We start from the raw sequence: 12,769 nt of genomic DNA on the forward strand, positions 1-12,769 counted from the left end.
AACAAGTACTAAAGCAACTACTTCCACCAAAGCCGTTGCAAAAAGCTACCCTGTATTAAAAGTAGGATCAAAGGGGACAGCAGTTACCAACTTGCAATCGAAATTAATAAAAGCTAGAATTTATAAGGGGAAAGCAACTGGAACTTATGATACAGCAACGAAAAATGCCGTTATAGCTTTTCAGAAAAAATACAAGCTCGCTGCAGATGGAATCGCCGGTCCAGCAACTTTGGGTAAAATGGATTCCGTTATCAAATAGGAGGATTTTCAAATGAAAAATATACTTTCACCAATATTAGCTATTGTACTTTTCTTATCAATTCAGCCTTTTACCTTAGCTGCAGAAGAAACACCGGAAATCCCTTATTTTGGTATTGGAGCGACAGTTCAGGAGAAAATGGAAGGGGAGTATCTTGTTCAAACTGAAGGAGCAAAGGAGCAGGAAGGATTTGTTTATACTCCTCAGGAAGCCTTTAAGAGTGAGAACATTAAAATGCAAATTACCTTAATGGGTAAAGGCAGGGTAATTCTTAAGCTGGAGGAAACAAATGCTAGAGGGCAATATATAAAAGAAAAAACAATGGAAGTAGAACTTACCGAGGATTGGACAGCCTACGAAATGACTTTTACATTAGAAAGTCCCTCCTCACAGATAGATGCTTCGGTTATTACAAAATCAAAAGAAAGTGCAGATTTCACATTTAAAAATTTGCAAATTATTGAAGAATGATAAAATAAAACGAAGTCTCAAATCTTTGGGAAAGGATTTGAGGCTTTCAACTTTTGAGGTGGATATATGAAGCTTGTCGGGATTTCAGGTTCGTTAGTTGGCTACAAAACATTAACGACTGTTTTTAAAGTATTGCAGGCAGCTAAGGCAATCGATTCAAAGCTTGAGACAGAGTTAATAGACCTAAAGGATTTCGAGGTTGAATTTGTGAACGGGGCACCTTTAAGCTTCTATAATGCAGATACAGTGAAAGTAGTTGACACTATTTTGTCTGCAGATTGTGTCATTATTGGAACGCCAATTTATCAAGCTTCAATATCTGGCGTCCTAAAAAACCTCCTAGACCATCTTCCAGTTGATGGGTTGATGGGAAAAGCAGTTGGAATGGTCGCAAATGGCGGGACAGATAAGCATTATCTTGTTATGGAGTATCATCTGAAATCAATCCTTACATTCCTTAAAGCAACAGTCCCGAACAATAATGTGTTTGTACACAATGATTATTTTGATGAAGAAAATGACTTACATGATCGAAATCTTCATTTACGCTTCGAAAAATTAGCAAAGGAAATACTATCGATTCAAAAATATATTCAGCAAAAAAATTAAAAGCAAGGTGAGAGGTGATTTACTTTCTCAGCTTGTTTTTTATTTTGGAGGGTCTTTTGTTATCACTGTTAATATCTACAAAAAATATATGCTTTCTATTTTGGTGCTATCTCATTTATACTAGTATAATGTGTGTAAAATAAGTTGCGAATTCGTTAATCTTATAAAAACAATAAACTTAAAAGATAAGTATGCTTCAATAGGAGGAAAAAGATTTGACAATTACTACAGGAGAATCATTAGTTGTAGATATTAGCAAGTTAGATGAAAAAGGTTCAGGACGTGCCATCATCTGGCGAGAAAATGAATTAGGGAACCAAAAAAAGCTACGCCTTACTATCCCTCAAGTTCTACCAGGTGAAAAAGTGAAGGTAACAGTTGATAAGCCTGAACGTAGAAGAAGAAAAGCATTGCTGGACGAAATCTTAGAGACGAACCCAGAGCGTATCGCGCCACCATGTCCACATTTTGATTTATGTGGTGGATGTGTATGGCAGCACTGGGACTATCAAGGACAATTAAAGCATAAGACAAACCATGTAAAAGAGGCTGTTGAATCACAAGGATTTGATCCAAGTCTTGTTAAAGATACAATCGGCATGGAAAACCAATGGCACTATCGTAATAAAATGGAATTTACATTTGCTATTGATGGTTCTCTAGGTCTTCATGAGCAAGGAAACTTCAGAAAAATTATTTCTCTTGAATCATGCTTAATTGCAGGGAAAGAAATGGTTCAAGCTGCTATGGAAGTTGCTGATTGGGTGAAATCTCATCAATTATCAGGCTACAACAAGGATGCGCATGAAGGATTATTACGTCATTTAATGGTAAGACAATCATTTGTAACGGGTGAAATGATGCTTGCTTTATTTGCTACTGAAGCACCAGAAGCACATCTTAAAGATGCGGCAGCTGATTTAATCAACCGAATTACTGAAAAGTTCCCACAAGTGAAAAGCTTGATGTGGCTAGAAAATACAGACTGGGCTGACCGTACACAATCAGAGAAAACTCACACTCTAGCTGGTCGTGACTTTATCTATGATGAAATGGATGGCTACCGTTTCCGCCTTTGGTTCGATACTTTCTTCCAAACGAACCCAGTCCAAGCTCAAAAATTAGTCGATTTAGCGGTTGAAATGGCTAAGCCAAAGAAAACTGAGAAAATGATTGATCTATTCTGTGGTGTAGGTACATTCTCTTTACCATTCGCAAGCCGAGTAGGAGAGCTAGCAGGTATTGAAATCGTAGAATCATCGATCGAATCTGCAAAACGTAACGCTGCAGATAACGGTATCGACAATACGTATTTCCTAGCAAAAGACGCGCGAAAAGGGATCGACGAAGTGCTAGAAACTTTCGGAACACCAGATTTACTACTACTTGACCCACCTCGTTCAGGCGCAGGCGGCAAAGTTATGCGAAAAATCGGCCGTTCAAAACCAGAACGCGTTGTCTATGTTTCTTGTAACCCAGACACATTCGCAACAGACATCAAAGAACTAGAACAATTCGGCTATGTCCTAAAAATTGTTCAACCAGTGGATCTTTTCCCACATACAGTGCATGTAGAGTGTGTTGCGGAATTGGTTTTAGAAGAAACTGAAGCATAATAAATTATTGAGATTAGAGACTCGGATACGATTTTTGTATTCGAGTTTTTTTGTGGGAGAAAAGTTTTATGGAACGGTGAATTAAGGGTAATTGCGTTGTAGTAAAAAAAGGGGGAGCGGTTTGGGCTGGAGGTCCGGTCATGAGCTAGGCTTGTTAAATAACAGGAAAGATTACCCATATTTACTCTGAAATGAGCTGTCTTCTGTAAATAACCGAAAAATCTTCGCTTATTTCCTTTAACTAGTTACTTATTTAAAACAAAGAGATTTTATCGAAATAGAAGCTATTTTGAGTTTGAGCGGCATGTACTTTTATTTCAGATTTCTATCCAATGGAATGGAGTACCGTAAATGTTAGTTTATATTTGTAATAGGTAATTTATTAATGAAGATTTTCAAATCAAATCTCAGTTTAACTAAAGTGAAGTAAAAAAAAATTGACTTTTAATTTTGAAAAAATTACAATTCAACTATTCAATAATATTCTTGAATAGAAGGTGATTTAAAATGTTCAATGAAAGAAATCTAAAGGATCTGTTGTATCAAGAGTTCGCAAGAATTGGTAAGAGCCTTTCAAGTCCAAAACGGTTGGAAATTCTCGATATTTTATCTCAGGGTCCTAAATCGGTGGAATCTTTGTCCAAAGCAACTACTATGTCCGTAGCGAATGTATCTCAACATTTACAAACTCTCGCTAATTCAAGATTGGTAAAGTTCCAGAAGAAAGGTAATTTCGTAATTTATGAGTTAGCAGACGAAGCTATTTCTGACTTTTTAAATTCTTTGCATACCTTGTCGGAAAAGCAGTTTGTGCAAGTCCAACAAATAAAACAAGAGTTCTTAAATACCAATTTAGGAATGAATGGAGTTACGCTTGAAGAACTTAATGATCGGATGGAAAAAGGAGAAGTTTTATTATTAGATGTCCGACCAAGAGAAGAATATGAAAATGCTCATATTCCAGGTGCTATTTCTATACCGATTGAAGAATTAGGGGAAAAACTCACTTCTTTACCAACGAACTGTGATGTTGTTGCATATTGTAGAGGGCCATATTGCTTGATGTCTGTAGAGGCAGTTGAAATTTTAAAGAGTAATGGTGTTAATGCTTATCGTTTAGAACAAAGCGTTCAAGATTGGAATGAATTTCAAGAACATTTGAATTAACTCGCAAATAGAAATTAGTTAAGTAATGTTCTTAATTTAATTGGGGGAAGTAGGTGTTTGCTATGGCCAGTGAAACTAATAATTTGGCACAGGGATATATAGATAATCCAGAGAAAATAAAAAAATTATATAACCGAACATTAATCATAGTCGTTCTATCTCAAATGTTTGGTGGAGCAGGTTTAGCTGCTGGAATCACAGTTGGAGCATTGCTTGCAGAACAAATGCTTGGAACAAATGCATTCGCAGGTTTACCAACTGCTTTATTTACGTTAGGTTCAGCAGGAGCTGCTTTAGCGGTCGGAAGACTTTCGAACCGTTTTGGAAGAAGAATTGGTTTGGCGACAGGCTTCATAACAGGTGGTCTCGGAGCTATAGGAGTTGTAGTTGCAGCTGTCTTAAATAGTGTGCTTTTATTATTTGCTGCCCTGCTCGTATATGGTGCGGGTACTGCAACGAATTTACAAGCTCGTTATGCTGGTACAGACTTGGCAACTAGCAAACAGCGAGCGACGGCAGTAAGTATAGCGATGGTTTCCACGACATTTGGTGCAGTTGCGGGTCCAAACTTAGTGGGGGTAATGGGGAATTTTGCTCTTTCTATTGGTATTCCATCACTTGCAGGACCATTTATTTTAGCTGCAGGCGCCTATATCTTAGCTGGTGGTGTCCTTTTCATAATGCTTCGTCCAGATCCATTTGTCATTGCTAGAATGATAGAAACAACAAATCAAGAGACTGGTGTAAATGAACATTTAGCAAAAACACATCATACAGAAAATAAAAGAGGCATAATTCTTGGTGCAACAATAATGGTTCTAACGCAAATTGTAATGGTAGCTATTATGACAATGACGCCAGTCCATATGAAGCATCATGGACATGGCTTGAATGCTGTTGGTCTTGTAATAGGCTTTCATATTGGTTCAATGTATCTCCCTTCATTAGTTACAGGAATCCTTGTTGATAAGCTAGGGCGAACTGCGATGGCTATTGCTTCTGGAATTACGTTGCTTCTGGCTGGAACGATAGCAGCGATTGCACCTGCAGATTCGATGTTACTTCTAGTAATCGCTCTTTCATTACTTGGATTAGGATGGAATTTTGGTTTGATAAGTGGAACTGCACTTATTGTTGATTCAACTAAAATTTCCACACGCGCTAAAACTCAAGGGACAGTGGACGTTTTAATTGCATTAGCTGGAGCTTCTGGTGGTGCCTTGTCTGGAATGATTGTTGCTGGTTCAAGTTATGAAACGTTATCACTCGCAGGTGGAATATTATCCCTGATACTTATTCCAGTTGTGGTTTGGTCTATAGGCGGTAAAAATAACAAATAGCTAAGTACATTGCTAGAAGGATTAAAATAACGAGAGGGAGGATTTTTTAATGAAACAAATTACAGCAAAAGAATTAGAGATGAAATGAAATCTGGAGAAAAGGTAAACATTATAGATATTCGTGAGGCTAATGATGTTGCTTCGGGCAAAATTTGGGGAGCTAAACATATCCCTTTAGGGGATATGTTTAGCGACATACACTCCGCACACGTAGAGTGTGTTGCGGAATTGGTTTTAGAAGAAACTGAAGCATAATAGATTATTTATGTTAGAGACTCGGATACGATTTTTGTATTCGAGTTTTTTTGTGGGAGAAAAGTTTTATGGAACGGTGAATTAAGGACTATGTGGATTTTAGTAAGGAGGGTTTGGCTCGGTTATGGCTGGAGGTCCGGTCATGAGCTAGGCTTGTTAAATAACAGGAAAAATTCCGCTTATTTAGAAAATAAAGTGGAAAATAGCCTGAATAACCGAAGAATTTCCCCTTAATAACTTGAAAAATAAGAAATGATCGATTTTTCTTATAATAGCAGGAAAATCTTCCCTTATTTACCCTGAAATGAGCTCTCTTTTTGTAAATAACCGAAAAATCTTCGCTTATTTACAATCGCTCTATTCATTTCTAAGTGTCTATTTTTCCGTAGTCGCTAATGACCTTGATGATGTAATAAGTTGCTCCCTCTACACCATCTATATCAGAACACTAGCCATCATAAAAAGGATTTTCAACATTCACATCGAAATAATACATAAGCTATGGAATTCAATTTTTCCAGATCATGAAAAGGGGATTTTAAAATGGATATAAGAAACCCAATTGGGAAACTAGAGGTACCTGAAAATGTAACTTTGCATCATGTACAAAAATGGTTAAAAGAAATCGAAACCTATACAATTCGATTAAGAGAAACTGTCGAGTCGATAAATAAAGAGGATTTAAGTAGAACTTATCGTGAAGGTAGCTGGACAGTTCGGCAGCTTGTGCATCACATTGCGGATTCGCAGCTGAATATGTATCAACGCTTGAAGCTTGCTTTAACAGACGAGAATCCAACAATTCCAGCCTTTGATGAAGAAAAATGGGCAGTTCTCCCAGATACAGAGCTACCAATCGAGCCTTCTATAAAAATGCTAGAAGGTATAAATGAACGTGTTGTTTCTTTGGGCAATAGTTTAACTGAGGATCAATTAAATCGAGTCTTTACTCACGAGACGAATGGTAAAATAACGGTTGCATATAAAATGGCAAAATTAGCTTGGCACGAAGAGCATCACTTAGCACATATAAAAATCGCCTTAAAACCAAACAATCGATTGTAATTTTCATTCACATTGAGATTCCCGTTAGGCAGATTGTATCTTTTAAGGAATATATTTTCCAAAAATAGAAAATTATTATTTCTAAATGTTAAGATTTGTCGTACAATGAATGGGACAACTGAATATACGTTTCGCACTAGGGGTGCTGTAAGGCTGAGAAGCGGGTTAAAATCCTGCTGACCCTCATGACCAGAACTAGGTAATACTAGCGTGGGGAAGTGCAAGTGATTTCATTATATTTTGTATTTTCTATATAACATTTCACTGCATCTTCTATTTGAGATGCAGTTTTTTTGTGTTTTTATGGACTATACTTCCCTTTTAAATAGTGGGCGAAACGGACAACAATTTACAAAATGGGAGGAAGAAAGAATGCAAGGTTTAAGCTGTGGTACAAGTAGAATCGTAGGGTGTCGTTTTTCCATCTATCCTATGGCGGACAATTTCATTGATGTAATCATGAAAGCGTTAAAAGAGGTAGATGCGAGAAAGGTTTGGATGGAAACAGATGACATTAGTACATGCATTAGAGGGCGAAGTGAACACGTATTTGATGTGGCTAAGGCTATTTTCATACATGCAGCCAAAACGGATGTACACGTAGTCTTTAATGGAACGTTTTCTGTAGGTTGTCCTGGAGATAGTGAAGGGGATAGTTATATGTCAGAGAATGACGAGCGTTTAAATGAATATGCCTCTAGTAAAGTAAAGGTTGAGGTGGCTACTCAGTTTGCTCTTTATCCTATGAACAATCCCGAATATATGCAGGTTATTGCCGATCAGGTAGAAGTTGCAAAGGCTCATGGAACATTTACGAAAGGTGTTCATTATGCATCCCGTCTTGATGGGGATGCCAATGCTGTGTTTAAAACAATTGAAGAAGCGTTTGTTAATGCATCCAAGACACATGAAAGAAGTCATGTGACGATGACTGCAGCAATTTCGGCGAACAGCCCATCAAAAAAACATCTATAACTTAAAGGCTAATTGAAACACAGATTTGATATGTGAAAACAAATATGAATTTTTTTAAGGAGTTCAGCAAATGTTAAATAAATGGAATTTACGTGAAATTGTCCTAATGGCAATTCTGGGCGTCGTGTTTGCGGTTATTTACCTTTTCTTTTTCACCGTTGGGACAGGTATTACCAACATCTTAACACCATTTGGCTTAGGGCCATTTGGATATGAAGTGATTTTTGGTATTTGGTTCATTGTTTCAATTATTACTGCTTATATCATTCGTAAGCCAGGTGCTGCATTAATCTCTGAAACGATTGCGGGTGGTGTTCAAGTGTTATTAGGCTCGCCAGCAGGTCCTATGCTAATCGTTTCAGCATTTATTCAAGGGCTTGGTGCCGAGTCGGTTTTTGCTGCAACTAAATATCGTAATTATTCTAAGGGTGTTCTTATTGCTGCCGGAATTGGTCCAGCTATCTTTAGTTTCATCTGGGGCCTATATCATTCTGGATATATTGCCTTATCACTGCCATTGCTTAGCTCGATGCTAATTGTTCGTGTGATTAGTGGGGCATTGATTGCTGGTTTACTAGGGAAGTGGATTTCAGAACGTTTAGCAGAAACTGGCGTGCTAAGAAGCTACACACTTGGAAAGGAGTGGCAGACAAAACGTGAGCAAAAAGCATCATAAGCCACTCATCTCAGTAGAGAATTTCTCGTTTGGTTATGATTCTGACAAGGAGGAGCTGCTTAAAGATTTGACATTCTCCATTCATGAACAAGAAACGCTTCTTTGTATCGGTCCAAGCGGTTCTGGTAAAAGCTCACTTTCCCTTTGTTTAAATAACCTTTACCCTGAAGCGGTTGAAGGAAAGGTAAATGGACAAATATTATATAATGGAAAGCCTCTAAGTCATTTTAAAAAGGGAGAAATCAACCAAGAGATTGGAGTTGTTTTTCAGGATCCCGAAAGTCAGTTTTGTATGGTTACGGTGGAAAATGAATTAGCGTTTACACTTGAAAATATCAAAACACCAAGAGAAGAGATGTCTAGAAGGATAGACGATATTTTAAAAGCTGTAGGGCTTATTGAAGAAAAACATCGGCCTATTCATGAATTATCAGGTGGGAATAAGCAAAAGGTAGCTCTTGCTTCTGTTCTTCTTTTAGAACCAAGACTATTAATCTTGGATGAACCGACAGCAAATCTAGATCCAGCTTCCCGTTTCGAGTTTATTGAATTAATTAGATCTTTAAAGAAAGAGCGGGAGTTTGCTCTGTTTATAATCGAGCATCAATTAGATGATTGGCTTCCACTAGTGAATCGGGTAATTGCCATTGATAGCTGTGGGAAGCTGCTGCTAGAGGGGATTCCAGAGGATGTATTTTATAACGAAGCAAAAAAGGTTAAAGAAGAAGGAATTCATATCCCAAGAATTGTTGAAGCTCTCGATACCTATGAGGGTAAGCTTCTTGAAAGCAATCGTCCCCTTTCCGAGAAGAGTCTAGTTTCATGGATGCATTCGATTGGCCAAGAAATGCTGCCTTTACGTAAGGAACTGCATTCATCCTATCAACTTGATGATAAGGTGAGTGAGGTTTTATCCTTAAGTAATGTTTCCTTTTCAAGGGGAAAGAAGTCCATCCTGCAAAATATTAATCTATCTCTATCATCGGGTGAAATAATAGCTATTGTTGGCAAAAATGGGGCAGGAAAGTCGACCCTATTACAGTTAATGTCAGGAATTTTAAAGACTAATACAGGTAGTCGTCTGCTTTTAAACAAGAAATATGAAGTGTGGTCAGAAAATGAAATGAGAAATGAACTGGGCTATGTATTTCAAAATCCTGAGCATCAATTTATAACAGATACTGTTTATGATGAAGTTGCGTTCAGCATGAAGCTAAACCAGGTTAATCAGGAAGCGATAGACCAAAACGTTAGCCAGCTGCTCAATCGTTTTCATCTTACAACTCATAAATGGAGCAATCCCTTTGCATTAAGTGGTGGGCAAAAAAGACGTTTAAGTGTGGCAACGATGCTAGAAGGGACACCGAGTGTTTTACTGTTTGACGAACCGACATTTGGCCAAGATGCCAAAACGACAGAAGAGTTAATGCAAATAATTCAGACGCTGCAAAAACAAGGTACTGCTATTGTATTTGTTACTCATGATATGGATCTTGTCGACAAATATTGTCATAGAGTTTGTGTCGTTAGTGAAGGTGAATTAAAGTTCAACGGCGAGCCTCAGGAACTATGGGAGAAGCTAGATTTAATCTATGAAGCTAATCTTAGACTCCCTTTCAGAATAAGGATAAATCGGGCGCTTGAAAGCCTATGTAACAATCAAGGTGAACAGGGGGATGACCAGGCACATGCTTACATCCATTAATCCGACGATGAAGGCCTTTGCAGTATTGATTCCTGCTTTGCTTCTAGCATTTTCGTTCGACCCACTAACACCTTTTATCTATTTAGTATTTACGATTGCTATAACATTTCTCTTTGGCAAGATTTCGTTTAAACGTTGGCTTTTAGTTTTTTCACCATTTCTTTTATTGGCAGTAAGCTTCGCATGGATGACGATGCTCCATCCTAGCGATACATTTTCAGGTGGGGAAGTTATATTTTCACTTTGGTCGTTAGAAGTCACTTCAGATAGCTTTTGGACTGGTATTTCATTGGGGCTACGATCACTTTCTTTCGCTGCATTATCCTTATTGTTTATTTTAACAACAGACTCTACAAAATTTATGTTAAGCTTAATGCAGCAATGTAAGCTACCACCAAAGCTAACCTTCGGGATTTTGGCAGGGTATCGTTTTTTGCCGACCTTTCGTTATGAGCTTCAGGTGTTAAAGCAAGCTCATCGTATTCGAGGTGTTGGAAGAGCCAGAGGAGTAAAAGAGCGTTTGCATCAGTTTCGGCGCTATGCCATTCCACTTTTGGCGAATGCGATTCGAAAAGCGGAGCGTGTAGCACTCGCTATGGAGTCCAAAGGGTTTACTGGAGAAAGCGACCGAACACATTATCATGAAATGTCCATCAATAAACGGGATTGGGTATTTGTTAGTGTCTTTTTTGGAATGTTTTTAGTGAGTATTTTTATATCTTATCAGCTTGGTATTTTAAATATTTTTGGGATAGAATTTGAAAAGTATTGAATGATTCAGAGAAATTATTCTATGGATTACTTAATTTTGAAGGTGGTAGAACATTATGACTGTAAATATTATCATACCTTCTTTTGCTTTATTGCTATTTATGATGGGGATATGGATGGGAAGCATGGTTGATCCGTTGTTTGGTTTACTAGCGATTTTAGGAGGTTTGTTATTAGGATTATCTACCTCATTTAAAACTGGAATAGTATCGAATAAAAAGACGAGACTTTTACTACTGGCATCCTTTGTTTTCCTGCTAGGTTTAATGTCATTGGCTTACTTGGTAATAATTCAAATGGTAATATAGCTTTAATGACATTGGCGCATTTCTCAGTGAAGTGCGCCTTTTCATCGTTATGGAAAGTATACTATTTCGATTTATAGATAACACTCTGAAAAAGCAAAATCTATATTTTATAACTTTGATTTCCTATAGACCTTGAAGACTCATAAGAGGAGAATTTTCCTCTAATAGTAATATAGAGCACCTATGAAGCAAAAATAAGCGAAAGATTTTCCGTTAACTGCATTAAACAAAGTGAATTACGAAGATTTTTCCCCTATAAAAGGAAAAACTTCCTTTATTTTTAAGGAAATATGGCTATTTATATAAATAAGCGAAATTCTTCCTCTTATTTTTGGATAGTCATTAGCGTTTAGTCCTTCAGAATAGACAGGATCAAATTTACGGTGAAGCTATTTGCAAAATGTGAAGGAAACGCCAGTAAGAATAATATAGAAAAGTGGACATACCCTTTTAGTGGGAGGGGTATTGTGAAAAAAGTGCTAATCGGATTTAGTTTGTTGCTACTCATAATTACTATATCTTTTGTGTTACTTAGCAAAAATTCAAATGATTCAACAGCTGTAAATGCGGAAGAACTAGAAAAAGCTTTGTCTAAAAGTATGAAAGAAACTGAAAAGGAAAAAGAATTGCTGGACAAGTTTTTTTCGGAGACCGCCCATGAACTACATAATAAGGGACTTCAAGTTGGTTTAAGCTTCTCGTTTGAAGAACGAAGCTTGACTGTACAAGCTCAAGATCAGACATATATAGATGTAAATAGAAGCAGCATTGAAAAGATTATTCATAATAAGTCAAAAGAGACTGGTTTTAAGGATTTTAAACTTGATTTTCTGACATTGGATAGTCGTGTATTAGCAGTAAGTGAAGATGAAGAACAGATAAGGAAATCTACTATGAAAGTTTATGAGGAGATTTCAGCTTTATTGGAGGAAAAGGGATATCATTATAATTCACTTTCAACGAATATGGATAATGAAATCATTATAGAGCTCCAGGGAAATAATGCTGATTTGGAGAACAGTGAGAAAATTGAAGCACTCGAAAAGCTGATTGATGAGAGGATACTTTCAAAAACAGATTTGAATTTCACTGTAAATTTTAAAAGGCAAAGTGAAAACGCAATCAGAGACCAAGAATGGCAACCAATTTTTACTGCGATAATTGATGAGACAAATAAAAAATTTGAAGAATATAGAGGGTTTGGCTATTCTTTTCATCCTGCCCCTTTACAAATCATTATCAAGACGGAGCTAGATTCACCTAGCTGGTTCTCGAATTCAGATGAAAAGGTAAATCAAATAACTGAATATGTCGAGAAAATCATTGAAATGAAAAGAAACGAGCTTTCGATAGAAGAAATACCGTACAAAATAATAGTTAGAGATAAAAATAATAAAAAATTAAATTAGAGCAATGCATGTAAGAAGGCGATAAACCATATGGTTTATCGCCTTTTTCTTGTGCGCCCGGCATGCGCATGAACTATAGGGTGTAAGTCCCGAACCCCGAAGACAGAAGTAGAGGTTAGCCAAGAGCAAGGGTGTCCGTGGCG

Annotated in this window: 14 protein-coding genes and 1 riboswitch; all 14 genes read left to right on the forward strand. The window is 37.2% G+C overall.

What is annotated here, in order from left to right; genetic code table 11:
• A partial coding sequence (locus BJ095_RS12925) for a peptidoglycan-binding domain-containing protein (RefSeq protein ID WP_146223220.1) occupies positions 1-259 on the forward strand: 259 nt, incomplete at its 5' end.
• A gap of 12 nt (positions 260-271) precedes the next feature.
• Positions 272-730, forward strand: a complete 459-nt coding sequence (locus BJ095_RS12930; RefSeq protein WP_107935686.1) for a carbohydrate binding domain-containing protein — start codon at positions 272-274, stop codon at positions 728-730.
• Between the two features lie 66 nt (positions 731-796).
• Positions 797-1,339, forward strand: a complete 543-nt coding sequence (locus BJ095_RS12935; protein WP_107935688.1) for an NADPH-dependent FMN reductase — start codon at positions 797-799, stop codon at positions 1,337-1,339.
• Positions 1,340-1,554: 215 nt separating this feature from the next.
• Positions 1,555-2,955, forward strand: coding sequence for a 23S rRNA (uracil(1939)-C(5))-methyltransferase RlmD (gene rlmD / locus BJ095_RS12940; RefSeq protein WP_107935690.1), 1,401 nt, complete (start codon positions 1,555-1,557; stop codon positions 2,953-2,955).
• 507 nt (positions 2,956-3,462) lie between these two features.
• The gene (locus BJ095_RS12945) at positions 3,463-4,122 is read left to right on the forward strand and encodes an ArsR/SmtB family transcription factor (RefSeq protein WP_107935692.1); all 660 of its coding nucleotides are present in this window, start codon (positions 3,463-3,465) and stop codon (positions 4,120-4,122) included.
• Positions 4,123-4,184: 62 nt separating this feature from the next.
• Positions 4,185-5,462, forward strand: a complete 1,278-nt coding sequence (locus BJ095_RS12950) for an MFS transporter (RefSeq protein ID WP_107935714.1) — start codon at positions 4,185-4,187, stop codon at positions 5,460-5,462.
• An 84-nt stretch (positions 5,463-5,546) separates the two neighbouring features.
• Complete coding sequence (locus BJ095_RS19460) at positions 5,547-5,717, forward strand: rhodanese-like domain-containing protein (protein ID WP_146223219.1); 171 nt, start codon at positions 5,547-5,549, stop codon at positions 5,715-5,717.
• A 543-nt stretch (positions 5,718-6,260) separates the two neighbouring features.
• Complete coding sequence (locus BJ095_RS12955; RefSeq protein ID WP_107935694.1) at positions 6,261-6,782, forward strand: YfiT family bacillithiol transferase; 522 nt, start codon at positions 6,261-6,263, stop codon at positions 6,780-6,782.
• Between the two features lie 128 nt (positions 6,783-6,910).
• Positions 6,911-7,016: riboswitch (TPP riboswitch) on the forward strand.
• 138 nt (positions 7,017-7,154) lie between these two features.
• Positions 7,155-7,757, forward strand: coding sequence for a YkoF family thiamine/hydroxymethylpyrimidine-binding protein (locus BJ095_RS12960; RefSeq protein ID WP_107935696.1), 603 nt, complete (start codon positions 7,155-7,157; stop codon positions 7,755-7,757).
• Positions 7,758-7,827: 70 nt separating this feature from the next.
• Positions 7,828-8,433 carry an ECF transporter S component gene (locus BJ095_RS12965; protein WP_107935698.1) on the forward strand — a complete coding sequence of 202 codons (606 nt, stop codon included), beginning with the start codon at positions 7,828-7,830 and terminating at the stop codon, positions 8,431-8,433.
• Complete coding sequence (locus tag BJ095_RS12970) at positions 8,414-10,138, forward strand: ABC transporter ATP-binding protein (RefSeq protein ID WP_107935700.1); 1,725 nt, start codon at positions 8,414-8,416, stop codon at positions 10,136-10,138. Before BJ095_RS12965 ends, BJ095_RS12970 begins: the two co-directional genes overlap by 20 nt.
• Entirely contained in the window at positions 10,122-10,910 is a 789-nt protein-coding gene (locus BJ095_RS12975; protein WP_107935702.1) for an energy-coupling factor transporter transmembrane component T family protein, read from the forward strand. The genes BJ095_RS12970 and BJ095_RS12975 overlap by 17 nt, the downstream gene beginning before the upstream one ends.
• A 55-nt stretch (positions 10,911-10,965) precedes the next feature.
• Positions 10,966-11,217: a hypothetical protein gene (locus BJ095_RS12980; RefSeq protein ID WP_107935704.1), complete on the forward strand. Its 252-nt coding sequence runs from the start codon at positions 10,966-10,968 to the stop codon at positions 11,215-11,217.
• A gap of 383 nt (positions 11,218-11,600) precedes the next feature.
• Positions 11,601-12,626: a hypothetical protein gene (locus BJ095_RS12985; RefSeq protein WP_235867664.1), complete on the forward strand. Its 1,026-nt coding sequence runs from the start codon at positions 11,601-11,603 to the stop codon at positions 12,624-12,626.
• The last annotated feature ends 143 nt before the right edge of the window (positions 12,627-12,769 follow it).

The organism is Ureibacillus chungkukjangi (genome assembly GCF_003217295.1).
Lineage (GTDB): Bacteria > Bacillota > Bacilli > Bacillales_A > Planococcaceae > Ureibacillus > Ureibacillus chungkukjangi.

Coding starts and splice junctions, on each gene's coding strand:
- BJ095_RS19460 (WP_146223219.1), top strand. CDS start 5,547: ATGAAATCTGGAGAAAAGGTAAACATTATAGATATTCGTGAGGCTAAT.
- BJ095_RS12945 (WP_107935692.1), top strand. CDS start 3,463: ATGTTCAATGAAAGAAATCTAAAGGATCTGTTGTATCAAGAGTTCGCA.
- BJ095_RS12965 (WP_107935698.1), top strand. CDS start 7,828: ATGTTAAATAAATGGAATTTACGTGAAATTGTCCTAATGGCAATTCTG.
- BJ095_RS12975 (WP_107935702.1), top strand. CDS start 10,122: ATGCTTACATCCATTAATCCGACGATGAAGGCCTTTGCAGTATTGATT.
- BJ095_RS12960 (WP_107935696.1), top strand. CDS start 7,155: ATGCAAGGTTTAAGCTGTGGTACAAGTAGAATCGTAGGGTGTCGTTTT.
- BJ095_RS12930 (WP_107935686.1), top strand. CDS start 272: ATGAAAAATATACTTTCACCAATATTAGCTATTGTACTTTTCTTATCA.
- BJ095_RS12980 (WP_107935704.1), top strand. CDS start 10,966: ATGACTGTAAATATTATCATACCTTCTTTTGCTTTATTGCTATTTATG.
- BJ095_RS12935 (WP_107935688.1), top strand. CDS start 797: ATGAAGCTTGTCGGGATTTCAGGTTCGTTAGTTGGCTACAAAACATTA.
- BJ095_RS12950 (WP_107935714.1), top strand. CDS start 4,185: ATGGCCAGTGAAACTAATAATTTGGCACAGGGATATATAGATAATCCA.
- BJ095_RS12955 (WP_107935694.1), top strand. CDS start 6,261: ATGGATATAAGAAACCCAATTGGGAAACTAGAGGTACCTGAAAATGTA.